The sequence below is a fragment of the Curtobacterium sp. NPDC098951 genome, assembly GCF_044759965.1.
GTDB lineage: Bacteria > Actinomycetota > Actinomycetes > Actinomycetales > Microbacteriaceae > Curtobacterium.
Genome location: NZ_JBIWAG010000004.1, coordinates 90,389 through 116,635 on the forward strand (window position 1 = coordinate 90,389; position 26,247 = coordinate 116,635).

Genomic DNA, 26,247 nt, shown 5'->3' on the forward strand with positions numbered 1-26,247 from the left:
CCCGGTCCACGGGCCCGGTGGTTGGGCACCCGGGGGGGGGCCCCCCCCCCCGGGGGGGGGGGGGGGGGGGGGTTCCCGGGGGGGGGGGCCCCCCCGGCCCCCCCCGCCTCCCGTCCGGTGCGGGGTCGCCCCGCGCGCGCCGTCAGCGCGGCAGGGCCAGTGTGTTCAGGGACCAGAGCGCGACGCCGTGCAGCCCCAGCCGGTCGGCGAGCGTGACCCGCACCCGGTAGGACCGCGCGTCGGACCAGTGCAGCTCGCGGCCGTCGTCGAGCATCGCGGACCACTCCCCGGTGCGTTCCGACCACCGGGCGTCGTCACCCGCGAGTTCCCGCGCCCGCGCCGGACTCACCTGCGCGTCCCCCGAGCCGCCCCACACGTACCCGTAGCCGGCGATCCCGAGGTCGATCCGGTCGGCCGGGACGCCCGAGCGCTCGGCCGCATCGACCACGCGCTCCGCCCACGACACGGACCCGATCGTGCCGGCGCCGCTCCACGGCCCGTGCTGGTCGTACGTCATCAGGACGAACCGGTCGACGTGGTCCGCGAGCGCGCGGAGGTCGTACCCGGTGGCGCGGTAGCCCTGCTCGTCGGTCGAGGCCATCACCGCCATCGACACCTCGGCGTCCCGGCCGAGCCGCTCGTGGACGGCGTCCTCGAGGGCCGCCGCGAACGCCACGAGCCCTGCACGGTCACGGCTCCGGAGCGACTCGAGGTCGATCTGCACGCCGCGCAGGTGTTGTTCGGACGCGAGGTCCGCCAGGCGCCCGGCGACCCGCGACCGGTTCCCGGCGTCGGACAGCAACGCAGTGCCGACCTCGGGCGAGAAGTCGCCGATCGCCTCCGAGAAGTTGCTGACGAGCAGCTCGGGGGCGGCTCCACCGTCCTCCGCGGTCCGGGCGAGTGCGCCGACGCCGGCCGGCAGGTCGTTCAGCCCGGCGCCGTCGTCCGTCACCGTGACGCCGTCGATCCCGATCGTCGCCGCGCGTCCGGACGCGTCCGAGACCGTGGCCGCGGACCCGTCCCCGGGTTCGACGTACGCCTCGACAGCGAGGTCGGCGTCGGATGCCTGCGTCGCGGCGCAGCCGCCCGTGACCAGCGCGACCACGACCGCGATCCCGATCACGAGCCCCGTCCGCCGCACCATGCGCTCACCGTAGCGTGCGGGGCGGAGCGGGCCGCGCCTCCCGGACTTCAGACGGAGGCGCCCTCGAGCCGGTCGACCGCGACGGCGAGCTCCTCGAGCTCGGGGACCCCGCGCGCTTCGGCCAGCCCGCGAGGTTTCGTGAGCAGGAATGGTCGGGTCACGTGCGCACACCCGACCGTTTCTGCTCACGAGGTTCGCGGCCGTCGCGGCGCACCCACGCGCGGACGGGAGGCGCGGTGCGGGCTGGCACCGCGCCTCCCGTCCGCGGTGGTGGCGCCGCGCACTCGATGCACCCGGTGCTCCCGGTGTTCCCGGTGTCCCTCGGTGCTCCCGGTGTTCCGGTGATCCCGGTGTTCCTCGGGAACGACGAAACCCCGGTCCAGGAGGACCGGGGTTTCGATGCCGCGGAGACGGAGGGATTTGAACCCTCGGTCCCCTCAAAGGGGACTCCACCTTAGCAGGGTGGTGCACTCGGCCGGACTATGCGACGTCTCCAAGCACTCTCGCGAGCGCTCCCACCACCATACAGGAGGTCGGGCACGGTCTCGACACCGTCCTTGCGCCGAGCCCACAGTAGGGTCCCCCGAAGTGGGGACAGCCGGAGGTTGTCCGCCCGTACCCCGGTCAATAGCATCGTCGAGGCGCGGCCATCACATTCCGGGGTCCACCCCGTCGCCGCGACACAGCACCGACGTCGCTCCTGGGCGGCGAGCCCGACGCGCGCCCGATCGCGCGAGGCTCAGACCGAGGAGTGGCCAGGGGGCGCGGCCCACCACCGCGCCCCCGCTCTCGGTCTGGTGCGGCCCGCGTTCGTCCGGCTCGTCCCCGACCGTCGGCGCACTCCCGGCTCCGGCACGCTCCCGGCTGTCGGCGCGTTCCCGGCTCCGGCCCGCCCGTCGTTTCGCGCTCACCGACATCTCACGGCCCAGAACGCCCGTGAACTGTCGGTGAGCGCGAAACCTCGGCGCACAGCCGTGCGCACAGGCGCGCGCGCGGGAGCCGTCAGGCGGCCGCTCGGAACCGCTCCGGCAGCGCGATCAGGGCGTCCGCGAGCTCGACCAGCACCGCCGCACACTCGTCGAGCGCATCCCGCTCGGCCGCCACGGTCGCCCGATCCGCCAGCACGCGCCGCTCCCGCCGCGCGACCACGGCGTCGATGCCGTTCGCCAGCGCCACCTCGTCCGTGAAGAACGCGTCGAGCACGGCACGCTGCGACAGGAGCCAGTCGGCACTGACCGCCGCACCGCTCCGGCGCAGCCACCACGAACCGATCTCGACGAACACACCACCCTCGGTCGCGCACGTCCGCAGCCAGGCGACGTCGAACCGGTCCGCACTCCGGGCCGACCCCGCCGAGGGCTCGGTGATCATCGTCCGCGCGATGCGGATGCGCTCGATCATGTGGTCGACGGTCCAGTGCGCCACGACGACCCCGACGTACCGCTGCACCGACACGAGCCGCAGGTTCTCGAGCGGCACGAGGGCTTCGCGGACGGGCGTCCGGGACACCCGCATGTCCGCCGCGATCGTGTCCAACCGCATCCGCTGCCCACGCCGGTACACCCCGCGCAGCACGTTGTCGAGCAGTCGGGCGAAGACGGCGTCGCGCAGCAGACTGCGTCGGATGCCGAGCGGGTCGTCGTCGTCACGACCCGGCCGGTGCTGTACTCGCTCCATGGCGCCAGGATCACGCACGGCCCACGCCGCCGGCTTCGCGAGTGGTCGGACCGTGGACCGTGCGGGACACTGTCGTGCTGTGGAGGACTGCCATGCGAGGACGATGACAGACCCCGCAACTCGGTGCTAAACACTCCGCATACGGAATACTACTTCCGCGCCGTGTCCGCTTCCTTGGTCAGGACCGAGAGCGGTTGGGTGACGTCCTCGAGCCCCTTCCGGGCCGCGTCGACCCCGAAGATCAGCGCCACCACCCCGCCGGCGATCATCACCGCGGAACCGAGCAGGTACCCCCAGAACAACGGTTCGCGGGAGGACCCGTCGCCGATGAGCGCACCGTAGATCAGCGGGGCGATGGCACCGAAGATCTGCGCCAGCGCGAAGAAGTACGAGATCGCCTGCGACCGGAGCTCGAGCGGGAAGATCTCCGACACGGTCAGGTAGGCGCTCGATGCCCCCGCCGAGGCGAAGAAGAACGACACGCACCAGAAGACGACCTGCACGGTGGCGCTGATCGCGTCGGCCTGGAACAGGAACGCCGAGGTGGCGAGCACGAGACCCGAGACGAGGTACGTCGAGAAGATCATCTGTCGACGACCCCAGGTGTCGAAGAATCGCCCGAGGATGATCGGGCCGAGCAGGTTGCCGATCGCGAACGGGAAGAAGTACACGCTCGTCTCGGCCGTCTTCAGCCCGAAGAAGTTCGTGAGCACGAGGGCGTAGGTGAAGAAGATCGCGTTGTAGAGGAACGCCTGGGTGATCATCATCGTCGCGCCGACGAGGGTCCGGGTCGGGTACTGCCGGAACAGCACCTTCACGATCGTCCGGAACTTCACGTTGTCCGTCGGGGTGACGGTCATCGCCTTGGACTGGTCGACCTCCGGCAGCCGGTGCCCGGTGGACTGCTCGACCGACTCCTCGATCTGCGTGACCGTCGCCTCGGCTTCCTCCTCGCGTCCGTGCGTCATGAGCCACCGGGGACTCTCCGGGATGTGCCGCCGCAGGAAGATGATCGCGATGCCGAGCACCGGGCCGAGGAAGAAGCCGATGCGCCAGCCGATGTTCTCGGCGAAGTTGGCCGTGTCGAGCAGGTAGATGTTCGCGAACGCGCCGAGTGCCGCGCCGCCCCAGTAGGTGCCGTTGATCGCGATGTCGACGTGCCCGCGGTACTTCGCCGGGATGAGCTCGTCGATCGCGGAGTTGATGGCCGCGTACTCGCCGCCGATGCCGAGACCCGCCACGAACCGGAAGGCCGCGAGGAACCAGAAGTCCTGCGCGAGCCCGGCGATGCCGGAGCCGATCAGGTAGATGGCCAGCGTGAGGATGAAGAGCTTCCGCCGCCCCAACCGGTCGGACATCCGGCCGAAGACGATCGCGCCGACGACCTGCCCGATGAGGTAGATGGTGCCGAGCGACGTCACCTGCTGCGTCGACAGGTCCAGGTCCGCCTGGAAGCCGGCGTTCGACACGATCTGGATCTCGAGGCCGTCGAGGACCCACGAGACGCCGAGTCCCACCACGACACTCCAGTGGAACCGTGTCCACGGCAGTCTGTCCATCCTGGCGGGGACCAGGCTCTTGATCGCCCCGTTCGTCGTGCTGCTCACGAGAGGGGAACGTACGCCCAGATCGACGAGATGGTTCAGATCCGGAAACGAACGGGTTCCGGGCCCGGAGCCGGATCCCCCTAATCGAATCCGGCTCCGATGCCGGAGTCCCAATCATTGCAATTGCTATGAGAACTCACAAGCAGGATGCCGGGAGGCGCGGTGCGGGCCCGCACCGCGCCTCCCGGCCCGAAGGGCGTAGCGTCGGACAGGTGACCCGACCCACCATCAGAACGGTCGGCGAGCTCCGCACCTCTGGCCACGTCCAGAAGACGGTCCGCGCCGAGATCCGCGACAACCTGATCAACGCCCTCCGTGAGGGCCGCGACCCGTGGCCCGGCCTGCACGGCTTCGAGACCACCGTGATCCCGCAGCTGGAACGCGCCCTCATCGCCGGGCACGACGTCGTCCTGCTCGGCGAGCGCGGCCAGGGCAAGACCCGACTGCTCCGCACGCTGCAGGGCCTGCTCGACGAGTGGACGCCGGTCATCACCGGCTCCGAGCTCGGCGAGCACCCGTACGAACCGATCACGACCGCGAGCATCCGGCGGGCGGAGGACCTCGGCGACGCCCTGCCGATCGGCTGGCGCCACCGGGACGACCGCTACGTCGAGAAGCTCGCGACGCCGGACACGAGCGTCGCCGACCTCATCGGCGACGTCGACCCGATGAAGGTGGCGGAGGGACGCAGCCTCGGCGATCCGGAGACGATCCACTTCGGGCTCGTCCCCCGCGGCCACCGCGGCATCGTGGCCATCAACGAGCTCCCCGACCTCGCCGAACGCATCCAGGTCGCGATGCTCAACGTGATGGAGGAGCGCGACGTGCAGATCCGCGGCTACGTGCTGCGGCTGCCGCTCGACGTGCTCGTGGTCGCGAGCGCGAACCCCGAGGACTACACGAACCGCGGCCGCATCATCACGCCGCTCAAGGACCGCTTCGGCGCTGAGATCCGGACCCACTACCCGATCGAGCTCGAGGACGAGATCGCCGTCATCCGCCAGGAGGCGCGGCTCACCGCCGACGTGCCGGACGCGCTCGTCGAGATCCTCGCGCGGTTCACGCGGGCGCTCCGCGCATCGAGCGCGGTCGACCAGCGCAGCGGCGTCAGCGCCCGCTTCGCGATCGCCGGGGCCGAGACCGTCTCCGCCGCCGCGGTGCACCGCGCCGCACGGCAGGGCGAGGAGCACGCGGTCGCACGGCCGATCGACCTCGAGACCGCCGTCGACGTCCTCGGCGGCAAGATCGAGTTCGAGAACGGCGAGGAGGACCGCGCCGACGAGGTGCTCGAGCACCTGCTCCGGACCGCGACCGCCGAGACCGTCCGCGCGCGCTTCCGCGGACTCGACTTCGCGGTCCTCGTCGAGGCCCTCGACGGCGGCACGATGGTGACCACGGGCGAGCAGGTCAGCGCCCGGACCTTCCTCGAGGGCCTGCCGTCGATCGGTGAGTCCGACCTGTACGACCAGATCGGCGAACGACTCGGTGCGACCGACGACGGCGGACGTGCCGGGGCCATCGAACTCGCGCTCGAGGGGCTCTACCTCGCGCGGCGGATCAGCAAGGAGTCCGGCGGGGGCGAAGCCGTCTATGGCTAGGGCGAACCGGCGCCTGACCCGCGACGCCCGCTACGGGAAGTACGAGGACGGGCCGGACCCGCTCGCTCCCCCGGTCGACCTGGCCGAGGCGCTCGACGCCATCGGCGAGGACGTGATGGGCGGCACCTCGCCCGAGCGCGCCCTCCGGGAGTACCTGCGCCGGGGCGGTCGGGACCAGCGCGGCCTCGACGACCTGGCACGCCGCGTGGCCGAGCGACGGCGCGAGCTGACGGCGAAGCACAACCTCGACGGCACCCTGCAGCAGGTCAAGCAGCTGCTGGACGAAGCCGTGCTCGCCGAACGCGGACAGCTCGCCCGGGACACCGAGATCGACGACGGCGACCGGGCCCTCGCCGAGATGCAGCTCGACAGCCTCTCGCCGTCGCCGGCCACCGCGGTCCAGGAGCTGAACGGCTACGACTGGACGAGTCCGGCCGCGCGGCAGAAGTTCGAGGAGATCAAGGACCTGCTCGGCCGCGAGGTGCTCGACCAGCGCTTCGCCGGCATGAAGCAGGCGCTCGAGGGCGCCACGGACCAGGACCGCGAGGACGTCGCCGCGATGATGCGCGACCTCACCGCGCTGCTCGAGGACCACCGCGCGGGGACGGACACGCAGGAGCAGTTCGATGCGTTCATGGCCGAGCACGGCCGGTACTTCCCGTCGGCCCCGCAGAACGTCGAGGAGCTGCTCGACGACCTCGCTGCCCGGGCGGCCGCGGCGCAGCGGATGCGCAACTCGATGACCCGGGAACAGCGCGACGAACTCGACGCCCTCGCGCAGCAGGCGTTCGGCTCCCCCGACCTGATGGGACAGCTCGCCCAGCTCGACGACACCCTCCGCTCACTCCGGCCGGGCGAGGACTGGGGCGGGTCCGAGCGGATGGAGGGCGAGCAGGGACTCGGGCTCGGCGACGGCACCGGGGTGTTCCAGGACATCGCCGACCTCGACGCCCTCGCCGACCAGATCGCACAGGCCGGACCGGGCTCCGACCTGGACGACCTCGACCTCGACGCCCTCGGCCGCCAGCTCGGGAACGACGCCGTCGTCGACGCGACCACCCTGCAGCGGCTCGAGAAGGCCCTGCGGAACTCCGGGGCGATGCGTCGCGGCGCCGACGGGCAGCTCCGACTCACACCGAAGGCCATGCGGCAGCTCGGGAAGAGCCTGCTCCGCGACGTCGCCGAGCGGATGTCCGGTCGCCAGGGAGCCCGGGACCTCCGGCGGTCCGGCGCGTCCGGGGAACCATCGGGCGCGACACGGCAGTGGCAGTACGGCGACACCGAACCGTGGGACGTCACCCGGTCGATCACGAACGCGCTCACCCGCACCGCGGCCTCGGGCCGGACGGGCCCGGGGGTCCGCCTGCAGATCGACGACGTCGAGGTGCAGGAGACCGAGGCTCGGACACAGGCCTGCGTGGCGCTGCTCGTCGACACCTCGTTCTCGATGGCGATGGAGGACCGCTGGGTGCCGATGAAGCGCACCGCGCTCGCGCTCCACACGCTGGTGTCGACCCGGTTCCGCGGCGACGACCTGCAGCTCATCGCCTTCGGACGCGAGGCCGAGGTGATGGACATCGAGCAGCTCGTCGGCCTCGACGCGATGTGGGACAAGGGCACGAACCTGCACCACGCGCTGCTCCTCGCGAACCGGCACTTCCGGAAGCACCCGACCGCCCAGCCCGTGCTGCTCATCGTCACCGACGGCGAACCGACGTCGCACCTCGAGCCGAACGGCCAGGTGTGGTTCGGGTACCCGCCGGACCCGATCACGATCGCGCTGTCCGTGCGCGAGCTGGAGAACGCCGGACGACTCGGCGCGCAGACCACGTTCTTCCGGCTCGGGGACGACCCGGGGCTGGCGCGCTTCGTCGACGCCATGGCGAGACGCGTGGACGGCACGGTCGTCGCGCCGGAGAACGACGACCTCGGCGTCGCGGTCGTCGGGTCGTACCTGGGGTCGCGTCGCGGCGGAGCGTTCCCCCGCGACGACTGGACGATCTGACGGGAAGGCCCTGGTCAGCAGGGTACCCGTCGTCGTATGCTGACGTCACAGCTGCCCCGGACCTCGGCCGCCCATCACCGCTCCACCAGACCGACATCGTCGGCCGGGTGGTGTCGGCCGTCCGAGTGCACCTGATCCGTCCTCGGCCGGTCGACCCCCGTGGGGTCCCGGAACGCAACGGCGCGGTTCGGTCGACCTCGCGGGCATCCGTGTCCCGGCAGGCGGGACGCGGTGGGGTCGGTGGGCTCCGGACCCGACGGAGCCTGCCGACCCGATCCCTCCCGGTGCGCCCGGGACCGACGCGACCCGAGTCCGACGCAGCACAGGACGCGTCCTCTGGGACCGTCGTCGCCCGCTGCTCGCTAGAAGAGGGGCCAGGGCACGGCCGGCCCGTGTCCGGGCGGCGGCGGGAACACCCCGACGGCCCGGAGCGCGGCGCAGCGGGCCCGGAGCGTGTCGACCTCGGCGACGGTGAGGTGCTCGTCGAGCGCCGCGCCGAGGTCGCCGTCGAGCGCCTCGGTCACCCGGTCGATGCCCTCGAGCTCGTCGGCGTCGAGCGGTTCGCCGATCCAGCCCCAGAGCACCGAGCGCAGCTTGTGCTCGACGTGGAAGGTCAGGCCGTGGTCGACGCCGAAGCGGTGGCCGTCCGGCATCGCCAGGACGTGACCGCCCTTGCGGTCGGCGTTGTTCACGACGACGTCGAACACCGCCATCCGCCGGAGTGCCGTCGTGTCCTCGTGCACGAGGGTCACCGGGCGGTCCTGCTCGTCGATCGCCTCGAGCACCGGGAGCCACCGGGGTGTCGTGGCGTCAGCAGGGTCGGCGTCGGCGTCCTCGGTGGGGACGAGGTCGACGGCGTCCTGTTCGGGGTCGACCTCCTGCCAGCGCTGGAGCATGCCGCGACCGAACGGTCCGTCGCCCATCCACGTCGGGGGCACGACGTCCCACCCGAGCGTCTCGGACACCAGGTAGGCCGCGACCTCGCGGTCGGCGAGTGTACCGTCCGGGAAGTCCCAGAGCGGTCGCTCCCCCTCGATCGGCTTGTAGACGACCGCCTCGCCGTCGAGGTCGGCGAGGAACGTGGCGTTCGAGGCTTCCCGGATGCGTGCCCGGATGGACACCGATCCGTGGCTCATGCGGCCCCGGGTGGGCGGCCGGCCGCCACGATCTCCCGGGTGCGCTCGACGAACGCGCGGGCGGTGCCGACGGGGATCTTCACCTGGAACAGCTCGGCCGGCTCGGGGATCTCGACGACGGCCTCGATCTCGTCGCCGTCCTCGCCCGTCTCGGCGACGATCTCGAGCTCGTCGTCGATCGGGTACGCCTCGATCACGACCTGGGCGGTCGCGGGGTCGAACCCGAGGCTCAGCGCACCGGCGCGGAACTCGGCCTCGACCGGCTGGTCGAGCGGTCCGCCGTCGCGGAGTTCGGCGGGAGCGGTGGGCGGGACGCTGAAGCGGTTGTCCTCGACCGTCGCGACCTCGTCGAGGAGCTCGTCGATCTTGTCCGCGAGGACGGCCGACTGCTCCTTCTCGAGCGCGACGCTCGTGACGCGGCGGCCGTCGCGCGCCTGGATGTAGAAGGACCGCTCGCCCGGGCGGCCGACGGTCCCGACGACGAGACGGTCCGGCCAGTCGAAGCCGTGCACGATGGTGGGCATACCCCGCATTGTAGGAGGGCCGGACGACACTCGTTCAGGCTCCGGCGGGAGCGGCTCCGGACGAGGCGTCGTCGTGGCCGGCGCCGCCCCCGACCGCGGCGTCCCCGGTCGGCGCGGGCGCGGCGGCCAGCCAGGCGAGGTCGCCCGACTCGGTGTTCGACGCGACGACCTCGGGGCGGTGCTCGCCGTAGCGCACGATGGACACCGAGGCCGGTCCGACCGCGATCCGCTGGAAGAGGTCGAGGTGCATGCCGAGGGCATCGGCGAGCACCGACTTGATGACGTCGCCGTGGCTGACGGCGACCCAGACGGCGGACGGGCCGTGCGCGGCCTCGACCTCGGCGTCGATCCGCCGGATCGCCGCGACCGCACGGGACTGCATGCCCTGCATGGACTCGCCGCCGGGGAACACGACGGCGCTCGGGTTCGCCTGCACCGTCCGCCAGAGGGGCTCCTGCGCGAGGTCCTGGAGCTTCCGGCCCTGCCAGTCGCCGTAGTCGCACTCCGTGATCGCCCGTTCGATGCGGGTCCCCGGCTCGCCCGTCTGCCGTCCGAGCACCGCCCGGGCGGTCTGCCGGCACCGTTCGAGCGGGCTGGACACCACCGCGGCGAGCGGCACGGCGGCGAGGCGCTCGGCCGTCCGCGCCGCCTGCTCGCGGCCGACCGCGTCGAGCGCGACCCCTGCCGTCCGTCCGGCGAGGACGCCGGTCGCGTTCGCGGTGGTGCGTCCATGCCGGACGAGGAGGACGGTCGCCATGTGCCCGATCCTAGGCGGCGATCGACCGCTCGCTCGTCGTCCGGTCGGACAGCACCCGTCCGTCCACGACCGTGACGAGCGAGTCGAGCGCGTCCCGGTGCACCAGGTCGTGCGTCACGAGCATCGTCGCCGTGCCGCGCTCGTGGGTCAGCTGCGCGATGAGCGCCATGATCGCCGCGCCGCGCTCCTGGTCGAGGGCGCTCGTCGGTTCGTCGACGACGAGGACCGCGGGCTCGTGGACCAGGGCACGGGCGATGGCGATCCGCTGCCGCTGGCCCCCGGACAGCTGGGCCGGCCGCTTGTCGGCGTGCCCGGCCAGCCCGACGGCGTCGAGGAGGTCTTCCGCCCGGCGCCGGAGCTCCGCCGCCCGGCGTCCGACGCGCGGCCCGCCGAGGTGCGCCATCACGAGGAGCTGCTCGCGGGCGGTGAGCGCGGGCAGCAGGTTCGACTGCTGGAACACGATGCCGATCCGCTCACGGCGGAGCGCGGTGGCCTCGTCGCGGGACAGTGCGGCGGCGTCGACCCGAGCGCCCGCGGCGTCGGTGAGGTGCACGTGGCCGGAGTCCGGCCGGATGAGCGTCGCCGCGACCGCCAGGATCGAGGACTTGCCGGACCCGGACGGGCCGGTGATGCCGGTGACTTCGCCGGCGCGGGCGGTCAGGGACACGTGGTCGACCGCGGTGACGCGGCGGTCGCCGTCGGGGAAGGTGAGGGTGACGTCGTCGAGGGTGATCATCGGTTGCTCCCGAGTGCGGTGAGGGGGTCGGCTGCGGTGACGGTCCGGAGGGCGACGGCGGCCCCGGCGAGGCCGAGGAGTGCCATCGCGGTCGCCGGCACCACGGTGGTGAGCGGGCTGAGGAGGAACGGCAGCGCTCCCCCGGCGAGCGCCCCGAGTCCGACGACCGCCGCGGTCCCGACGCCGATGCCGACGACGAGCACGACGAGCGCCTGGCCCAGAGCGTCGCCCGCGAGCGACCGGGTGCTCGCGCCGAGCGCCTTGAGGACGGCGACGTCGCCCGCGCGCTGCATCGTCCACACCGTGAAGAAGGCGCCGACGACGAGGGCGGAGACGCCGAAGAGCATGGCGATCATCAGGGCGAGCGAACCGACCTCCGAGCGGAAGGTCTCGAGCGCCGTGAGCGACCCGAGGTGCGAGGCGGCCGACGTGTCCGTGCGGGCGGCGACGGCGTCCCAGTCCGGCGACCCGCTGACGGCGAGCACCGTCGGGTCCCCGTCGCCCCCGAGCCGACGGTCCGCGGCCGACCAGGCGTCCCGCGTCATCGCGAGCACCGGGGTGTGGCTGTACCAGGCGTCCCCACCGACCGAGGCGACCCGGTAGGTCGTGCCCGTGATCGTCACGTGGTCGCCGACCGCGACGCCCAGGTCGGACGCGGCGCCGGTGGAGAGCCCGACCTCGTCGTCGTGCGCCGGTGCGAGCGCGGCGACCGTCCCGGCGTGGTCGCCGGCCGACGGCAGCCCGAAGAGCGCCACCCCGACCGCCGACCCGTCGTCGTGGGCCGACGTCGCCCGTCCCTGCACGATGCCGACGGGGACCACCTCGTCGACGCCGGCCGCGTCCTGCCAGCCGACCCGCGCCTCCCGGCCGATGGTGGACTCGCCGAAGGACGGCTGCCCGTTGGCGGGCTGCTGCAGGACCAGTCGGTCGCCCGGCAGGGCGAGCACGGCGGAGACGTTCTGGGCGGCGAGTCCGCCCGTCAGCCCCGCGAGGAAGCCCACGAGGAGCGTGATGAGGGCGACGACGGAGCCGATGAGCACGAAGCGTCCGCGAGCGAACCGGAGATCGCGCCAGGCGACGAACACGGTGTTCCTTCCCGAGGCCGCGGACCGTCCGTGACCTCGCACCCAGCCTCGCCGCGGCCCTCGTCCCGGGCATCGCCGACGGGGTTGGTCCCCGGATCGAACTTTCGGTTGATCCGGTCCCGCTGCCGGCTCCGTACGCTGGGAGGGACATGGCCCACAGCACGCTCACCCCGGTCTTCGTCGGTCTCCGCACCGGCCTGCACGTGCTGTCCGCCGCACTCCTCGCCCTCGTGGTGGTCCGGATCCTGGTGGGCGACGGAACCCGCCCGTGGGTGCCGCTCGGGCTGAGCGTCGTCTTCGCCGGCGTCTACCTGCTCGGTGCCGTCGCGGCCCGCACCGCGCCCCGTCGTCGGCGGGTCGCGGGCGCGCTCTGGCTCGTGGCGCTGAGCCTCGTGTGGATCGCCCTGCTGGTGGTCGTGCCCGAGGCCGCCTACCTCGTCTTCCCGCTGTTCTTCCTGTACCTGCACGTCCTGCCCCGGGTCGTCGGTCCGGTCGCGGTGGTGGTCGCCACCCTCGTCGCGGTCGTCGCACTCGGGCTGCACGGCGGCTTCACCGTCGGCGGGGTCGTCGGACCGCTCGTCGGCGCCGGGGTGGCGCTGCTCATCGGCCTCGGGTACCGCGCCCTCGCGCGCGAGGCCACGGAGCGCGAGGCGCTCGTCGCGGAACTCCTCGCCACCCGGGACCGGCTCGCCGCGACCGAGCGCGAGCAGGGCGTCCTCGCCGAGCGGGCGCGGCTCGCCCGCGAGATCCACGACACGGTCGCGCAGGGCCTGTCGAGCATCCAGATGCTGCTGCATGCCGCCGAGCGTGCGGACGGCGACCGGCCCGGGGTCGAGCACATCCGGCTCGCGCGTGCGACGGCGGCGGACGGCCTGGCCGACACCCGGCGCTTCATCCGCGAGCTGACGCCGCCGTCGCTCGACCGGGGGCTGCCCGCCGCGCTCGGCCGCCTCGCCGAGCAGCAGTGGTCCGGCGACGGTCTCACCGTGACCGTCGACGTCCCCGACGTCGCGCTGCCGATGGACGTCCAGACGGCGCTGCTGCGCATCGCCCAGGGCGCGGTCGCGAACGTGGTGCAGCACGCGCACGCCACGCACCTCACGGTGTCGCTTGCGGTCACGGGCCAGGAGGCGCGACTGACGGTCGCCGACGACGGCGTCGGGTTCGACCCGGTCACCGCCGCGGCAGGGGCCGGCTCGTCCGACTCGTTCGGGCTGCGCGCGACCCAGGACCGCGTGGACCAGTTCGGCGGCCGCCTGGAGATCGACTCGGCCCCCGGGCGGGGCACCACGCTCGTCGCCGTCCTGGAGGTGCCGTGATCCGGGTCCTGATCGCCGACGACCACCCGGTCGTGCGGGCCGGCCTCCGCGCGCTCCTGGACGGCGAGGACGGGATCGAGGTCGTCGGCGAGGCGGCGACACCGGGAGCGGCGGTCGACCTCGCCGCGACGCTGTCCCCCGAGCTCGTCCTGATGGACCTGCAGTTCGGCCAGGACACCTCCGGCGCCGACGCCACCCGGCGGATCCGCGCGCTCGACGCCGCGCCGTACGTCCTCGTGCTCACGAACTACGACTCCGACGGCGACATCCTCGGTGCGGTCGAGGCCGGCGCGAGCGGGTACCTGCTCAAGGACGCCCCGCCGCACGAGCTGATCGCGGCCGTGCGGGCGGCGGCGTCCGGGCAGAGTGCGCTCGCGCCGGCGATCGCCGGGCGCCTGATGGCCCGGATGCGGACCCCGCAGGTGTCGCTCTCGGCGCGGGAGATCGAGGTGCTCCGGCTCGTCGCCGACGGCGCGGCGAACGGCGAGGTCGCAGCGCGCCTGCACATCAGCGAGGCCACGGTGAAGTCGCACCTCGTGCACGTCTTCTCCAAGCTCGGGGTCTCGTCGCGGACGGCGGCGGTGTCCGCGGCGCGCTCCCACGGCATGCTGCGCTGACGCCGTCCGCGGGTTCCGTGCCGTTCCCTTGACGTGGCCCTGGTGGCACGTTCTGATGGACCCATGATCGGGCGCCACCGCGCGGCACTCTTCGCCACGTCGACGATGACCGGGTTCGGGATCGCGTCGTGGATCACCCGCACACCCGCGATCCGTGACGAGCTCGGTACCTCGATCGAGGCGATGGGCATCGTCATCCTCGGGCTCTCGATCGGCTCGATGATCGGCATCCTCGGCGCCGGCGTGCTCGTGCGGCGGCTCGGCACCCGGCCGCTCGTCGTGCTCGGCGGCGCCCTGCCCGTGACCGGCATGCTCCTCGTCGCCCTGTCCACCCCCGCGCAGCTCGCCGTCGGGGTCTGGGGCGGGCTCTTCCTGATCGGCTTCGGGTCCGGGGTCGCCGAGATCGGCCTCAACGTCGAGGCGGCGGCGGTCGAGCGGCGGATCGGCCGGCCGGTCGTCCCGGTCCTGCACGCCTGCTTCAGCCTCGGCACGGTCCTCGGTGGTGTGGTGGGCATCGCGGTGACCGCGGCCCGCACGCCCGTCCTCGTGCACCTGGTCGGCGCCACGATCGTGATGGCCGCCCTCGCCGCGTTCGCCGCCGTGGGCCTCCGTCCGGTCCCCCGCGACGCGCCGGAGCCGACGACCGCCGGCGCTCCGGTCCCGCGGCTCCGCGCGGTCCTGACCGTGCAGGTGCTGCTCATCGCCGTGATCACGCTGGCGATGGCCTTCGCCGAGGGCGCCGCGAGCGACTGGCTCCCGCTCCTCATGACCACCGACCACGGCGCCCCCGAGGCCGTCGGGTCCCTGGTCTTCACCGGGTTCGCCCTCGCGATGTTCGTCGGACGATCGGCCGGCACGCCCCTCGTCGCCCGATTCGGGCGCGCGCCGGTCGTCCGGGTGTGCGCGGCCGTCGGGGTGGTCGGCGTGCTGCTCGTCGTGGTGTCGCCGAACCCGGTGCTCACCGCGGCCGCCGCCGGGGTGTGGGGCCTCGGGATCGCCCTCGGGTTCCCGCTCGCGATCTCGGCCGCCGGGGATCACCCGACCGACGGCGACCGGCGCGTGTCCGTCGTCGCGACCGCCGGCTACGTCGCCTTCCTCGCCGGTCCCCCGGCACTCGGGTTCCTCGGCGAGCACCTCGGCCTGCAGGCGGCGATGCTCGTCCCCGCGGGGCTCCTGGTCGTGGCGCTGCTCGCCGCGCCGGCCACCCGTGCCCGCGTCGTCCCCGAGGTGCGCCGGGCACCGGTGCCCGCTCCGACGCCGTCCGCCGACTGAGCGGCACGGGGACCGCACCGGCGGACTACGCGTTGCGGACACCATTTCGTGTCCCGCGTGCCCCACGCCAGGATGGGAGCGTGCTCGTCTCCATCGTCTACATGAGCCGGGCGGCCACCACCTTCGACGACGCCGCCCTGGCCGAGCTCCTGCGTGCATCACGGCTCCGCAACGAGGCGCTCGGTGTCTCCGGTCTGCTGCTCGCGAAGAACGGCCGCTTCATGCAGCTGCTCGAGGGTCCGGCGTGGAGCGTCGACGACCGCTTCGCCGCGATCGCCCGCGACCCGCGCCACGCCGAGCTGAAGTCGCTCGTCCGCGAGGACATCGACCGGCGCCGGTTCGACGGGTGGTCGATGGCGTACCGGGCGCTGGACGACGCCGACGTCGCGTCGGAGGAGGGCTTCAGCCCGTTCCTCACCGAGGGCATCGACTTCCCGCCGTCGTTCGACCGCACGAGCGCCGCGTGGCTGCTGAAGTGGTTCCGCGACCGCGAGCTCCACGACCGCTGACCCGCACCCCGGACGGCGTCAGTCCGCCGTGCCGAACGCGTCCTCGACGACCCCCAGCAGACGGGGTCGGTGCCGTGGGTCCGCGACCGCGGTGAGGACGACCCGCCACATCGTCGCGACCGCGGGGAACAGGTCCTGCCGTCCGGTGCGCACCGCGGACACGAGCTGCACGCCGGTGAACATCGGGACCACGGTCGCACCGAGCTGCTCGGGGGTGAGGTCCGTCCGGAGCTCACCGCTCGCGACGGCGAGTCGGAACAGGTCGCTGATGCCGCCGATCCACCGGTCGTAGAACGCCGCGGTCGCGGCAGCGAACTCGCCGCGTTCGAGCGACAGCCGGATGCCCGCACTCACGACGGGGTCGGTCAGCAGCATGCCGGCGATGCCGCGGGAAGCGGCGACGAGCGCCTGGGTCGGTGACGTGTCGTGCAGGCTGACGACGTCGAAGGTCCGCACGTTCTGCTCGTCGATCACCCCGAGGGCGAGTGCGAGCTTCGTCGGGAAGTGGAAGTACAGGGCGCCCTGCGAGACCCCCGCGCCGCGGGCGACCGCGGCGACCGTCGTGGCGGCGTAGCCGACGCGCTCGAACTCACGAGCGGCGGCCTCCAGGATCTGTGTGCGTCGTTCCACGGGTCCAGTGTCGCGGACGCCGGGCGCGGTGCGGCCCCGCACCGCGCCCGGAGTCCGCGTCCGCGTTCGCGTTCGCGTTCGCGTTCGCGTTCGCGTTCGCGTTCGCGTTCGCTCAACCGTGCAGCGAGTCGTGCCGCTCCTGCCGCTCCGCAGGGCGCAGCCAGACCTTGACGACCGGGCCGGAGTCACCGGACGTCTCCCCACGGACGACGACCTCGAGTGCCGTGGCGGTCTGCGTCCACTCCGCCTCGCCGTCGACGCCCAGCACCTCGACGCTGCGGACGGCCCGCCCGAGCAGGTTCGCCCCGCTGCCGAACGCGCGGACGCGGGCGACACCGTCCTCGGGGTCGGCGAGCAGGACGGCGTAGACGTACTCGCCGGTGACGTCGCGGCGGGTGGTGAAGCGGACGTCCTCGGCCGTGTACGCCGGGGCCTCGCCGTCGACGAACGACCCCGCCCTGACCTGGGTCGGCCCCTCGCCGAAGACCCGCCAGGGACGTGTGCCGTAGATCGCCTCGCCGTTGACGACCAGCCACCGTCCGACGGCCTCGAGCAGCCGCTGCTCGGGTTCGGCGATCGTGCCGTCCGGCTTCGGACCGACGTTGAGCAGGAGCACGCCGTTCTTCGCGACGACGTCCACGAGCTCGGCGACGAGGTCGCGGGTCGTCTTGTAGTCGTGCCCCTCGATCCAGCACCAGGCCGACTTCGACACCGACGTGTCGTTCTGCCAGACCACGGGCGGGATCTCCCCCATCGCCCCGCGTTCGATGTCGTACACCGCGGAACCGTCGGCGAACGCCTCCCACTTGTAGTTGATGACGACCTCGCGCCCCCACTCGGCGGCGCGGTTGTAGTAGTACGCGGCGAGGGTGCGCAGCCACGGCTCGAACGCGGGCTGCTCGATCCACCAGTCGAACCACAGCACCTGGGGCCGGTACTTGTCGATGACCTCGACCGTCCGGAGGAGCCAGTCCTCGAGGTGCCGCTCGTTCGGCGCGGTCTCCTCACGCTGCGCGGGGCCGTAGAAGTCGATGAAGCGGGGATCGAGGACGTCGGAGTCGAACCGGGCGCCGCCGTTCATGAAGAACCAGTGCTCGGCCCGGTGCGAGGACGCCCCACGGACCATGAACGCGTCGTCGACGGCCGTCATCAGGTCCCCGAACACGTCGCGCTGCGGGCCCATCCGTGCCGCGCTCCACCGGGAGCGGTCGGTGTCGTACATCGCGAAGCCGTCGTGGTGCTCGGCGACGGGGACCACGAACTGCGCGCCCGCCCGACGGAACAGGTTCGCCCAGGCACCCGGATCGAAGTGCTCCATCGTGAAGGACGGGATGAAGTCCTTGTAGCCGAACTCGGACTGCGGCCCGTAGGTGGCGACGTGGTGCTCGAACTCGGGCGTGCCCTCGCGGTACATGTCGCGCGAGTACCACTCGTTCCGGAACGCGGGCACCGAGTAGACGCCCCAGTGCAGGAAGACGCCGAACTTGGCGTCCTCGTACCAGCGCGGCGGCGTGTACCGGCGGAGCGACTCCCAGGTGGCGTCGTACGGACCGGTGGCGACGACCGCGGCGACGGCGGCGAGCGCCGCGGAGTTGTCGCTGACGTCGACCGGCTCCGGCAGCGCTGTCGGGTCGAGCCGTGGCAGGTCGTGGGGTTCGGGCATGACTCCTCCTCGAGTCGAGCGAAACGTTTCGTCCTGGGGACGGTTCTACGGTAGCGTGCATCCGAGCCCGATGGGTGAAACGTTCAGTGATGCGCGAGGACGCGCAGGAGGAGGACCACCGTGGACGTCCTGACGAGCCGCCCCCTGCGGACCGGCGCGCACATCCCCTCGATCGGGCTCGGCACCTTCGGCTCGGACCGGTACACCCCGGACCAGGTGGCCGCGGCCGTCCGCGGTGGCCTCGACGCCGGCTACCGGCTGGTCGACTGCGCCTCGGTCTACGGCAACGAACCCGAGGTCGGGGCGGCCATCGCGGCGAGCGGGGTCCCGCGTGAGGACCTCTTCGTGATGTCGAAGGTGTGGAACGACGCACACGACCCGGCGGACGCGGTCGCCTCCGTCGAACGGTCGCTCCGGGACCTCCGGCTCGACCACCTCGACGCGGTCTTCGTGCACTGGCCGTTCCCGAACCACCACGCGCCGCACGCCTCGGTCGAGGACCGCGACGGATCCGCCCGCCCCTACGACCACGCCGCCTACCGCGCACTGTGGCGCGCGCTCGAAGGCCTCGTCGACGCCGGCCTCGTGCGGCACCTCGGCACGTCGAACACGACGATCCCGAAGCTGCGGCTGCTGCTGGACGACGCGCGGGTCCTCCCCGCACTCAACGAGATGGAACTCCACCCCACGTTCCAGCAGCCCGAGCTGTTCGACTTCTGCCGCGCGAACGGCATCCAGCCCGTCGGGTACTCGCCGCTCGGGTCGCCGTCCCGCCCGGAGCGCGACCGCGAGGACGACGACCCGGTGGACGTCGACCACCCGGTCGTCCGACGCATCGCCGAAGCACACGGCGTCCACCCGGCGATCGTCTGTCTGAAGTGGGCCGTCGCGCGCGGGCAGGTCCCGATCCCCTTCGCGGTGAAGCCGGAGCAGTACCGCGCGAACCTCGCCGGGGCGTCGACGGACCCGCTGACCGCCGACGAGCTCGCCGCCATGGCGGACGTCGACCGCGGCGCACGGCTCATCAAGGGGCAGGTGTTCCTCTGGTCTGGCGCCGACAGCTGGCACGACCTGTGGGACGAGGACGGCACGGTCACCGGGAGGGCCGGGTGACGGCGACCTACAAGGACCTGCAGCGGGCGACCGGCCTCTCGCTCGCGACGATCTCGAAGTTCTACAACGGCGGCACCGTCCGCGACGAGAACGCACACGCCATCGAAGCGGCCGCGGCGACGCTCGGGTTCCGTCCGAACGGGTTCGCGCGGAGCCTGCGGTCGCGGCGGTCCGGCACCATCGGGGTCCTGCTGCCGGCACTCGACAACGACTTCCACCTCACCGTGATCGCCGGCGTCGAGAGCGCCCTGCGCGACCACGGGATGAGCGTCATCGTCTCGTCGAGCCCGGACGCACGAGCCGGCGCCGTCGACCTGCTCCTGCGCCGGATGGTCGACGGGATCATCGCGGTGCCGTCCGACCACGACGTCGCGGCACTGTCCCGTGCTGCCGAGCGCGTCCCCGTCGTGCAGATCGACTGGCGCGCGGACGCCCTCGGCACCGACGGCGTCTTCCTCGACAACCACGGAGCCGGCGCGCTCGCCGCCCGGCACCTGCTCGACCACGGCCACCGCCGGGTCGGCGTCGTCGCGGGCGACCCGACGATCTCGACCATGCGCGAACGGACCGCGGGCTTCCGGTCGGTCATCGAGCGGGACGGCGGTGTGCTCGCCCCGGACGCCGTGGTCGAGGGGCCCCTCACGGTGCGCCACGGCCAGGCGGCGATGCAGCGGATCCTCGTGCTGCCCGATCGTCCGACGGCGGTCTTCTGCGCGAACTACGAGCTCACCCTCGGCGCCGTCATCGCGCTGAACGAGTCCGGCCTCACACTCGGCCGGGAGCTCTCGGTCCTCGGGTTCGACGGCCTCGAGCTCGCCCAGGTCACCGTCCCGAAGCTCACCGTGATCGTGCAGCCCACGCACGAGCTGGCGGTCCGGGCGGCGGACCTGATCCGCTCGCGGCTGACCGCACCGGACGACGACCAGGCGCCCGTCGACGTCGTCGTCCGCCCCCGTCTGGTCGCCGGTGGATCCGTCGCCCGACTCCCCACCGGACCCGTCACCGCCACGGAGGCATGATGCTGCGCTACACCCTCACCCACCAACCGACGCTCAGCGCGCTCGCGTCGCTCGGGCACGGCTCGAAGGTCCTGATCGCCGACGGCAACTACCCGTTCGCGACCGCGATGCGCCCCGGCGCCGCGCTCGTGCACCTCAACTTCCGCCCGGGACTGCTCGACGTCGACGAGGTCCTCACCACGCTCCTCGACGCGGTCGCGGTCGAGGCGGCGACGGTGATGGCGCCGCCGGCCGACACCGTCGTCCAGGCGCACGAGGGCTACCGGCGGATCCTCGGTGCCGACGTGCCGCTCGGCACCCTCGACCGGTTCGGGTTCTACGACGCGGTGCGCGCCCCCGAGACCGGGTTGGTCATCGCGACGGGTGACCAGCGCTCACACGCGAACCTGCTCCTCGAGATCGGGTTCCACCAGGCGTCGGAGCGCTAGCCGCCCGCGGAGCCGGCCACCCCGTCAGGCGGCGTGCCTGGCCAGGGTGATCCGCGCCTCCTGGACGTCCCGGAGCTCGCGTCCGCGGAACCAGCGGAGCAACCAGTCGGCCGGCGAGCCCGCCACCCCGGCCGGCAGGCCGGTGCGCTCGGACAGGAAGGTACTGAACCCGGGTTCGGCGCGGACCTCGGGGTCGGAGGGGTTGCCGAACGCCATCGCCCAGCCGTCGAACCGGCGGGCGGCGATGCGCTCGCGGGACAGCGACCTGACGTCCAGGTGGCGGGGATCACGTTCGATCGCGGCGAAGCGGTCCTCGACGCTCCACGCCGGCCCCTCGAGGACCTGCATGAACCGGCCGCCCTTCGCGAGCAGCAGACCGGAGACGCCGAGCGCCTCGTTGCGGAGCCGCGCTTCGCGCAGCATGGCGACGAGCTGGTCGTCGGTGAGGTCGTCGACGGCGACGGACATGTACACGAGCGATTCGAGCGAGGTCATCGGCGTCAGTCTCGTTCCACAGTGGAACCGCCGTCAACGCGGTCGTCCACGGACCGCACCGGACCCGTGGACGACCGCGCCTGCGGGACGGCTCAGGTGAGGCCCAGCAGCGTGTTGACCTGCTCGTTGACCCCGGTGAGCGACGAGATCGGCGCCCCGTTGGCGTAGATGGAGTCGAACGCCGGCTGGACGAGCGCCTGCACGTCGGCGGGGTTCCGCGTGACCGGGAACAGGAACGTCGTTCCATCGTCGACCTGCTCGGTGAACGCCGTGACGTCCAACCCGCGCTTCGCGTAGGCGGCGACCGCCGCGTCGGTCCCGGACCGCCGGGCGGGGAACACGATCCCGGCCCGGCCGACGATCTCCTGCGCGGTCGCGCCGCCGAGGAACGCGACCCACTTCGCCGCGGCCTCCGGGTGCTTCGCCTGCTTCGTGATCGAGTCGCCCAGGCCGTTGAACATCGAGGCGCGGTGCCCGACGGGGCCGGCCGGGGTCGGCGCGATGGCGACGTCGATGCCGGGCAGGTTCGCGTACGTGCCGATCATCCACGACCCGTTGAACGACAGCGCCACCTTCCCCGAGCCGAGCTGCACGTCCGGTCCGGTGGTCGTCGAGAAGACGCCGTACTTCGGCATGTAGCCCTTCTCGGCGAGCCCGAAGTACCACGAGATCGTCTTCTGGAACGCAGCGTCGTCGTAGCGGAACCGGTTCCCCCACGGGTTCCGGTTCGTGTAGAACCAGTCGATCGACCCGGTGAAGGGCGACCACTGCGTCTGCCCGAAGCCGTCGCCGCCACTGCCGTTCGCGCTCATCCCGTAGACGGCGACGTCGTCCTTGTCGAAACCGCGCTCGTCCCCGCGACGGCCCTTGCCGTCGATCGTGAGGTGCGCGACCGCCCGCTCGAAGGTACCGCCGTCGTCCGGGTTCCACGACAGTCCGGCGAGGTCGTCGGCGCTGTACCCGGCCTTCGCGACGACCTTCGGGTCGTAGAACATCGCGATCGTGTCCCAGTCCTTCGGCGACCCGTAGCGGTGTCCGTCCCGGCCCTTCCAGAGCTGGGCGAGGCCGGACTGGTAGTCGTCGTCGCGGATGGAACTCGTCGCCTCGAGCTCGTCGAGCCGGTAGAGCACGTCGAGGTCGGCGAACTGGGGGAACTTCGACAGGTGGTCGGTGAACACGTCCGGCGCCGTGCCGGCGATGAACCCGGCGGTGAGCTTCGTCCAGTAGTCGGCCCAGCCGAGCTGGGTGATCTTGATCCGGATGCCCGGGTTCTCCCGCTCGAAGGCCTTCGCGACGGCCTGGTAGGCGGGCAGCTGGTTCGCGTCCCAGAGCCAGTACGACACGGTGCCGGTCGCGCCGCTCCGCGGGTTGGGCGTGCTCGGACTCGAGCAGGCCGCCAGCGCTCCGAGGGCCAGGGCCGAGGCGCCGCCGGCGAAGAGGGACCGGCGGGTGATGGAGTTCGTCATGAGCTGGTCCCTACTTGATGCCGGAGAAGCCGATGGAGTTGACGATGCGCTTGGCGAAGAGGCCGAACAGCAGCATCATCGGGAGCGCCGCCACCAGGGTCGCCGCCATGAGACCGGCCCAGTCGGTGCCGGACTGCGGGGACTGCGACTTGAAGACGCCGAGCGCGACGGTGAGCACGCGGGAGCTGTCCGTGTACGAGACCATCAGCGGCCAGAAGTAGTCGTTCCAGGCGGTGATGTACGTCAGCACGGCGAGCGTCGCGATCGGGGCGGACGCCATCGGCAGGATCAGGCGGAAGAACACCCGGACTTTGCCGGCGCCGTCGATGAGCGCGGCCTCCTCGACCTCGCGCGAGATGCCGAGGAAGAACTGGCGGAGGAAGAACACCGCGAACGGGGTCATCAGCATCGACGGCAGCGAGATCCCGAGCAGGGTGTCGACGAGCCCGAGCGACTTGATGAGGGTGAAGTTCGGCAGGAGCGTGAAGATCGTCGGGACCATGAGGCCGGCGAGGAACACCCCGAAGACCCGGTCGCGTCCGGGCCACCGCAGGCGTGCGAAGGCGTACGCGGCGCCGGCGGAGAAGAACACCTGGCCGACCGTGATCATCGTCGCCGTGACCACCGAGTTGAGGAGGTAGCGCCAGAAGTCGATCGCGGCGCCCGAGCCTCCCTGGGCCAGGGCCTCCTTGGTGGACTGCAGACCGAACACGCGCTCGAACCCGCCGAGGCTGAAGCCGGTCGGCAGCAACGAGGTCGGGTCGGCCGAGATCGCGCCGTTCGAGGACAGCGCGGTGCGGAGGATCCAGTAGAAGGGGAACAGGGTCACGACGATGACGGCGATCATCGCGATCCAGGCGATCACGCGGCCGACCGAGGGCTTCCGACGCGGCGGGCGGGTGCCGCGGGTGGTGATCGCGCGGGTGGTCTGGGGCTCGACCACCGGGGGCAGGGTGCTGGTCATCTTCGACTCGCTTCCGTGTGCGCTCGGCCGTCAGTCCAGGTCGCTCTCGCCGGAGCGCGAGAGTCGGTACTGGATGACCGTGATGATGCTGAGGACGATGAGGAGGGCCACCGAGACGGCGGACGCGTAGCCGAACTGGAACCGGCCGAACGCCAGGTTGTAGATGTAGTTCTGCACGACGTTCGTGGCGTTCGCCGGGCCGCCCTGCGTCGCGATGGCGACGGTGTCGAACACCTGGAACGAGCCGATGATCGTGATGATGAGCACGAGCGACAGGATCGGGCGGAGGAGCGGCACGGTGATGCGCCAGAACATCTTCCACTCGCTCGCACCGTCGATGCGGCCGGCCTCGTAGACCTGCTCGGGCAGCGCCTGGAGCCCCGCGAAGATGAGCAGCGCCGTGTAGCCCACGTTCCGCCAGACGTTGATGAACGCGATCGTGGGGATGCCCCAGAAGTCGCTCTGCAGGAACGGGATGCGGCCGACGCCGATCGCGGACAGGATCTCGTTGCCGATGCCGAGCTGCGTGTCGAGGATCCAGAGCCAGATGAGAGCGGCGACGACGTTCGACACCAGGTACGGCGCGAGGACGATCCCGCGGACGAAGGTGGACTTGGTGAGCCGGTGCATCATCACGGCGATGAACAGCGCGAGGATCGTCTGGAAGCCGATGTTGAGCAGGACGTACTCGACCGTCACGGCCATCGAGTGCCAGAAGATCGAGTCCTGCACGAGGCGGACGTAGTTCTGCAGGCCGGTGAACACCGGCGGCGTCAGCAGGTTGTAGGTCGTGAAGCTCAGGTAGATGCCGCGGACCGTGGGCCACAGCAGGAACACCGCGAAGCCGACGCTGGCCGGGGCGATGAAGACCAGCGCCAACCAGAGGTCGTTCCTCGGTCGGCGGCGCGGGGAGGTGGTGCCGGCACGAGCGAGGTCGGCGGACCGACTCCTGCGTCTCGTGCTGGCCGTCGTCAAGGGTGACGACACGGGGCTCTCGGTGGCCATCGCGACTCCTTCGTCTGCGGTGGACTGGCGTGCGGCAGTCCGTGAGCCGGGAATCTACACGTGGGGACTGCTGCTGGCAAGAGGTTTCGATGCAGGAACATTCGGGGGTTGTCACGTGTAGATATTCCGTGTCAGGATGACGACCGTTCGCATCGGAGCGACCTGCCCGGCGACGCATCCAACACCTGGAAAGGTCACTGATGATCTCTGTCGGAATGGTCGGCGCCGGCCAGTTCGCCCCCCAGTTCGCCAAGCTGTTCAAGCTGCACCCGGACGTCGACCGCGTCTACGTCACCGACCTCGTCGACGACCGTGCGACGGACCTCGTCGAGTCGCAGCACCTCGACGGCACCTTCCCGGACTTCGACGCGGTGCTCGCCTCGGACGTCGATGCCGTCGCGATCTTCACGCAGCGCTGGACCCACGGCCCGCTCGTCGTGCAGGCACTCCGCGCCGGCAAGCACGTCTACTCGGCCGTGCCGATGGCGATCTCCGTCGAGGAGATCCAGGCCATCATCGAGGCCGTCCGCGAGACCGGTCTCACCTACATGATGGGTGAGACGAGCTACTACAACCCGGCGACGGTGTTCGCCCGGTCGAAGGTCGCCGAGGGCGCCTTCGGACGTGTCTTCTACGCCGAGGGCGACTACGTCCACGACATGGACCTCGGCTTCTACGCCGCCTACCAGTTCAGCGGCGGCGACGACTGGAAGCGCACCGCCAGCTACCCGCCCATGCTCTACCCGACGCACTCGGTCGGCGGGGTCCTCGGGGCGATCCCGGGGCACGCGGTCAGCGTCAGCTGCATCGGCGTCCGCGACGACCGCGGCGACGGTGTCTTCGACAAGGACGTCAGCCAGTTCGACAACGACTTCTCGAACGCCACCGCCCTGTTCGAGCTCGACAACGGCGGGGTCATGCGGATCAACGAGATGCGCCGTGTCGGGTACCCGTCGCACATCCGCGAGTCGCGGTTCCGCTACTTCGGCACCGAGGCCAGCTTCGAGCAGCTCGCCAAGGTCAGCGTGTGGCAGGACAAGGAGGACTCGCACGACATCAGCGACCAGATCGACACCCAGGCGACGATGGAGCTGGACGACCCGCGCCTCGCCGGGGTCGACCCCTCGCTGCGCGACGCGTTCGTCTCCGGCTACGCGGCCGTGCACGACACCGACCGTCTGCCGGCCGAGTACGCCGGGGTGCCGACCGGACACGAGGGCAGCCACCAGTTCCTCGCCGACGACTTCGTCCGCGCCGTCGTCGACCGGACCCTGCCCCCGGTGAACGCCTGGACCGCCGCCCGGTTCACCCTGCCCGGGATCATCGCCCACCAGTCCGCGCTGCAGGGCGGGGTCCGCCTCGAGGTCCCGGACTTCGGCGACGCCCCGACCCCGGCCGACGCGACGGCGTCCGGGGCTGCGGCGTCCGGCGGCGCGACCGGTGCCGGGGGTCCGACCGCTGCCGTCTAGGATTCCAGC

The 26,247-nt window shown here is 72.0% G+C and carries 24 protein-coding genes and 1 tRNA gene; 10 read left to right on the forward strand and 15 right to left on the reverse strand.

Translation table 11 applies throughout. The features are described 5' to 3' along the window. Positions 1 to 142: 142 nt before the first annotated feature. The 4 genes from ACIQUC_RS12820 to ACIQUC_RS12835 all read right to left on the reverse strand — a co-directional run bounded on the left by ACIQUC_RS12820 (position 143) and on the right by ACIQUC_RS12835 (position 4,428). On the reverse strand, positions 143 to 1,144 hold the full coding sequence (locus tag ACIQUC_RS12820; protein ID WP_402267455.1) for a glycosyl hydrolase family 18 protein: 1,002 nt from the start codon (positions 1,142 to 1,144) through the stop codon (positions 143 to 145). A 405-nt stretch (positions 1,145 to 1,549) separates the two neighbouring features. Beyond that, positions 1,550 to 1,639, reverse strand: a tRNA-Ser gene (locus tag ACIQUC_RS12825). Positions 1,640 to 2,146: 507 nt separating this feature from the next. Further along, entirely contained in the window at positions 2,147 to 2,821 is a 675-nt protein-coding gene (locus ACIQUC_RS12830) for a GntR family transcriptional regulator (RefSeq protein ID WP_402267458.1), read from the reverse strand. A gap of 149 nt (positions 2,822 to 2,970) precedes the next feature. Further along, the gene (locus ACIQUC_RS12835; RefSeq protein ID WP_402267461.1) at positions 2,971 to 4,428 is read right to left on the reverse strand and encodes an MFS transporter; all 1,458 of its coding nucleotides are present in this window, start codon (positions 4,426 to 4,428) and stop codon (positions 2,971 to 2,973) included. A 212-nt stretch (positions 4,429 to 4,640) separates the two neighbouring features. Here ACIQUC_RS12835 and ACIQUC_RS12840 point away from each other — a divergent pair, with 212 nt between their 5' ends. Both ACIQUC_RS12840 and ACIQUC_RS12845 read left to right on the forward strand, forming a co-directional pair. Next, a complete protein-coding gene (locus tag ACIQUC_RS12840; RefSeq protein ID WP_402267464.1) occupies positions 4,641 to 6,026 on the forward strand; it encodes a magnesium chelatase in 1,386 nt (461 codons plus the stop codon). After that, positions 6,019 to 8,031: a VWA domain-containing protein gene (locus ACIQUC_RS12845; RefSeq protein ID WP_402267467.1), complete on the forward strand. Its 2,013-nt coding sequence runs from the start codon at positions 6,019 to 6,021 to the stop codon at positions 8,029 to 8,031. The genes ACIQUC_RS12840 and ACIQUC_RS12845 overlap by 8 nt, the downstream gene beginning before the upstream one ends. Positions 8,032 to 8,393: 362 nt before the next feature. Here ACIQUC_RS12845 and ACIQUC_RS12850 read toward each other — a convergent pair whose 3' ends face one another. Genes ACIQUC_RS12850 through ACIQUC_RS12870 form a run of 5 tightly spaced genes read right to left on the reverse strand, consistent with a single transcriptional unit; the run spans position 8,394 to position 12,269 of the window. After that, a complete protein-coding gene (locus ACIQUC_RS12850; protein ID WP_402267469.1) occupies positions 8,394 to 9,167 on the reverse strand; it encodes an SCO1664 family protein in 774 nt (257 codons plus the stop codon). Then, positions 9,164 to 9,691 (reverse strand): DUF3090 domain-containing protein, encoded by a 528-nt coding sequence (locus ACIQUC_RS12855; protein WP_022907702.1) that lies wholly within the window; start codon positions 9,689 to 9,691, stop codon positions 9,164 to 9,166. The genes ACIQUC_RS12850 and ACIQUC_RS12855 overlap by 4 nt, the downstream gene beginning before the upstream one ends. 34 nt (positions 9,692 to 9,725) lie before the next feature. After that, complete coding sequence (locus tag ACIQUC_RS12860; protein ID WP_022907701.1) at positions 9,726 to 10,448, reverse strand: histidine phosphatase family protein; 723 nt, start codon at positions 10,446 to 10,448, stop codon at positions 9,726 to 9,728. A gap of 10 nt (positions 10,449 to 10,458) precedes the next feature. Then, positions 10,459 to 11,184, reverse strand: a complete 726-nt coding sequence (locus tag ACIQUC_RS12865; RefSeq protein WP_402267473.1) for an ABC transporter ATP-binding protein — start codon at positions 11,182 to 11,184, stop codon at positions 10,459 to 10,461. Then, positions 11,181 to 12,269 carry an FtsX-like permease family protein gene (locus tag ACIQUC_RS12870; RefSeq protein ID WP_402267476.1) on the reverse strand — a complete coding sequence of 363 codons (1,089 nt, stop codon included), beginning with the start codon at positions 12,267 to 12,269 and terminating at the stop codon, positions 11,181 to 11,183. Before ACIQUC_RS12870 ends, ACIQUC_RS12865 begins: the two co-directional genes overlap by 4 nt. A 149-nt stretch (positions 12,270 to 12,418) precedes the next feature. Between ACIQUC_RS12870 and ACIQUC_RS12875 the strand changes: the two genes are divergently transcribed. The 4 genes from ACIQUC_RS12875 (at position 12,419) to ACIQUC_RS12890 (ending at position 15,986) form a co-directional block, all read left to right on the forward strand. Further along, the gene (locus ACIQUC_RS12875) at positions 12,419 to 13,588 is read left to right on the forward strand and encodes a sensor histidine kinase (RefSeq protein WP_402267479.1); all 1,170 of its coding nucleotides are present in this window, start codon (positions 12,419 to 12,421) and stop codon (positions 13,586 to 13,588) included. Then, complete coding sequence (locus ACIQUC_RS12880; RefSeq protein ID WP_402267482.1) at positions 13,585 to 14,205, forward strand: response regulator; 621 nt, start codon at positions 13,585 to 13,587, stop codon at positions 14,203 to 14,205. The genes ACIQUC_RS12875 and ACIQUC_RS12880 overlap by 4 nt, the downstream gene beginning before the upstream one ends. Before the next feature lie 63 nt (positions 14,206 to 14,268). Beyond that, positions 14,269 to 15,477, forward strand: a complete 1,209-nt coding sequence (locus tag ACIQUC_RS12885; RefSeq protein ID WP_402267485.1) for an MFS transporter — start codon at positions 14,269 to 14,271, stop codon at positions 15,475 to 15,477. Positions 15,478 to 15,557: 80 nt separating this feature from the next. Continuing rightward, positions 15,558 to 15,986: a BLUF domain-containing protein gene (locus ACIQUC_RS12890; protein WP_022907696.1), complete on the forward strand. Its 429-nt coding sequence runs from the start codon at positions 15,558 to 15,560 to the stop codon at positions 15,984 to 15,986. An 18-nt stretch (positions 15,987 to 16,004) separates the two neighbouring features. Here ACIQUC_RS12890 and ACIQUC_RS12895 read toward each other — a convergent pair whose 3' ends face one another. Together ACIQUC_RS12895 and ACIQUC_RS12900 are read right to left on the reverse strand one after the other, a co-directional pair. Continuing rightward, positions 16,005 to 16,616 carry a ScbR family autoregulator-binding transcription factor gene (locus ACIQUC_RS12895; protein ID WP_402267489.1) on the reverse strand — a complete coding sequence of 204 codons (612 nt, stop codon included), beginning with the start codon at positions 16,614 to 16,616 and terminating at the stop codon, positions 16,005 to 16,007. A gap of 112 nt (positions 16,617 to 16,728) precedes the next feature. After that, positions 16,729 to 18,279, reverse strand: a complete 1,551-nt coding sequence (locus tag ACIQUC_RS12900; protein ID WP_402267492.1) for an alpha-L-fucosidase — start codon at positions 18,277 to 18,279, stop codon at positions 16,729 to 16,731. A gap of 120 nt (positions 18,280 to 18,399) precedes the next feature. On the opposite strand from ACIQUC_RS12900, the gene ACIQUC_RS12905 reads away from it, so the two are divergent. Genes ACIQUC_RS12905 through ACIQUC_RS12915 form a run of 3 tightly spaced genes read left to right on the forward strand, consistent with a single transcriptional unit; the run spans position 18,400 to position 20,839 of the window. Further along, positions 18,400 to 19,392 (forward strand): aldo/keto reductase, encoded by a 993-nt coding sequence (locus ACIQUC_RS12905; RefSeq protein ID WP_402267495.1) that lies wholly within the window; start codon positions 18,400 to 18,402, stop codon positions 19,390 to 19,392. After that, positions 19,389 to 20,411 carry a LacI family DNA-binding transcriptional regulator gene (locus tag ACIQUC_RS12910; protein ID WP_022907692.1) on the forward strand — a complete coding sequence of 341 codons (1,023 nt, stop codon included), beginning with the start codon at positions 19,389 to 19,391 and terminating at the stop codon, positions 20,409 to 20,411. The genes ACIQUC_RS12905 and ACIQUC_RS12910 overlap by 4 nt, the downstream gene beginning before the upstream one ends. Then, positions 20,411 to 20,839 (forward strand): RbsD/FucU domain-containing protein, encoded by a 429-nt coding sequence (locus tag ACIQUC_RS12915; protein ID WP_402267498.1) that lies wholly within the window; start codon positions 20,411 to 20,413, stop codon positions 20,837 to 20,839. Before ACIQUC_RS12910 ends, ACIQUC_RS12915 begins: the two co-directional genes overlap by 1 nt. 24 nt (positions 20,840 to 20,863) lie before the next feature. On the opposite strand, the gene ACIQUC_RS12920 is transcribed toward ACIQUC_RS12915, so the two are convergent. The 4 genes from ACIQUC_RS12920 to ACIQUC_RS12935 form a co-directional block, all read right to left on the reverse strand. After that, positions 20,864 to 21,334, reverse strand: a complete 471-nt coding sequence (locus ACIQUC_RS12920) for a BLUF domain-containing protein (RefSeq protein WP_022907690.1) — start codon at positions 21,332 to 21,334, stop codon at positions 20,864 to 20,866. Between the two features lie 92 nt (positions 21,335 to 21,426). Beyond that, positions 21,427 to 22,800, reverse strand: a complete 1,374-nt coding sequence (locus tag ACIQUC_RS12925; RefSeq protein ID WP_402267501.1) for an ABC transporter substrate-binding protein — start codon at positions 22,798 to 22,800, stop codon at positions 21,427 to 21,429. Between the two features lie 10 nt (positions 22,801 to 22,810). Next, positions 22,811 to 23,764 (reverse strand): carbohydrate ABC transporter permease, encoded by a 954-nt coding sequence (locus tag ACIQUC_RS12930; protein ID WP_402267504.1) that lies wholly within the window; start codon positions 23,762 to 23,764, stop codon positions 22,811 to 22,813. Between the two features lie 30 nt (positions 23,765 to 23,794). Beyond that, positions 23,795 to 24,739 (reverse strand): carbohydrate ABC transporter permease, encoded by a 945-nt coding sequence (locus ACIQUC_RS12935; protein ID WP_402268011.1) that lies wholly within the window; start codon positions 24,737 to 24,739, stop codon positions 23,795 to 23,797. Positions 24,740 to 24,969: 230 nt separating this feature from the next. On the opposite strand from ACIQUC_RS12935, the gene ACIQUC_RS12940 reads away from it, so the two are divergent. Continuing rightward, positions 24,970 to 26,238, forward strand: a complete 1,269-nt coding sequence (locus ACIQUC_RS12940; protein ID WP_402267507.1) for a Gfo/Idh/MocA family protein — start codon at positions 24,970 to 24,972, stop codon at positions 26,236 to 26,238. The last annotated feature ends 9 nt before the right edge of the window (positions 26,239 to 26,247 follow it).

What these genes read in the sequence shown, in the direction of transcription:
- ACIQUC_RS12820 (WP_402267455.1), bottom strand. Translation starts at nt 1,144, where the DNA reads ATGGTGCGGCGGACGGGGCTCGTGATCGGGATCGCGGTCGTGGTCGCG.
- ACIQUC_RS12830 (WP_402267458.1), bottom strand. Translation starts at nt 2,821, where the DNA reads ATGGAGCGAGTACAGCACCGGCCGGGTCGTGACGACGACGACCCGCTC.
- ACIQUC_RS12845 (WP_402267467.1), top strand. Translation starts at nt 6,019, where the DNA reads ATGGCTAGGGCGAACCGGCGCCTGACCCGCGACGCCCGCTACGGGAAG.
- ACIQUC_RS12850 (WP_402267469.1), bottom strand. Translation starts at nt 9,167, where the DNA reads ATGAGCCACGGATCGGTGTCCATCCGGGCACGCATCCGGGAAGCCTCG.
- ACIQUC_RS12855 (WP_022907702.1), bottom strand. Translation starts at nt 9,691, where the DNA reads ATGCCCACCATCGTGCACGGCTTCGACTGGCCGGACCGTCTCGTCGTC.
- ACIQUC_RS12860 (WP_022907701.1), bottom strand. Translation starts at nt 10,448, where the DNA reads ATGGCGACCGTCCTCCTCGTCCGGCATGGACGCACCACCGCGAACGCG.
- ACIQUC_RS12865 (WP_402267473.1), bottom strand. Translation starts at nt 11,184, where the DNA reads ATGATCACCCTCGACGACGTCACCCTCACCTTCCCCGACGGCGACCGC.
- ACIQUC_RS12875 (WP_402267479.1), top strand. Translation starts at nt 12,419, where the DNA reads ATGGCCCACAGCACGCTCACCCCGGTCTTCGTCGGTCTCCGCACCGGC.
- ACIQUC_RS12885 (WP_402267485.1), top strand. Translation starts at nt 14,269, where the DNA reads ATGATCGGGCGCCACCGCGCGGCACTCTTCGCCACGTCGACGATGACC.
- ACIQUC_RS12900 (WP_402267492.1), bottom strand. Translation starts at nt 18,279, where the DNA reads ATGCCCGAACCCCACGACCTGCCACGGCTCGACCCGACAGCGCTGCCG.
- ACIQUC_RS12915 (WP_402267498.1), top strand. Translation starts at nt 20,411, where the DNA reads ATGCTGCGCTACACCCTCACCCACCAACCGACGCTCAGCGCGCTCGCG.
- ACIQUC_RS12920 (WP_022907690.1), bottom strand. Translation starts at nt 21,334, where the DNA reads ATGACCTCGCTCGAATCGCTCGTGTACATGTCCGTCGCCGTCGACGAC.
- ACIQUC_RS12925 (WP_402267501.1), bottom strand. Translation starts at nt 22,800, where the DNA reads ATGACGAACTCCATCACCCGCCGGTCCCTCTTCGCCGGCGGCGCCTCG.
- ACIQUC_RS12930 (WP_402267504.1), bottom strand. Translation starts at nt 23,764, where the DNA reads ATGACCAGCACCCTGCCCCCGGTGGTCGAGCCCCAGACCACCCGCGCG.
- ACIQUC_RS12940 (WP_402267507.1), top strand. Translation starts at nt 24,970, where the DNA reads ATGATCTCTGTCGGAATGGTCGGCGCCGGCCAGTTCGCCCCCCAGTTC.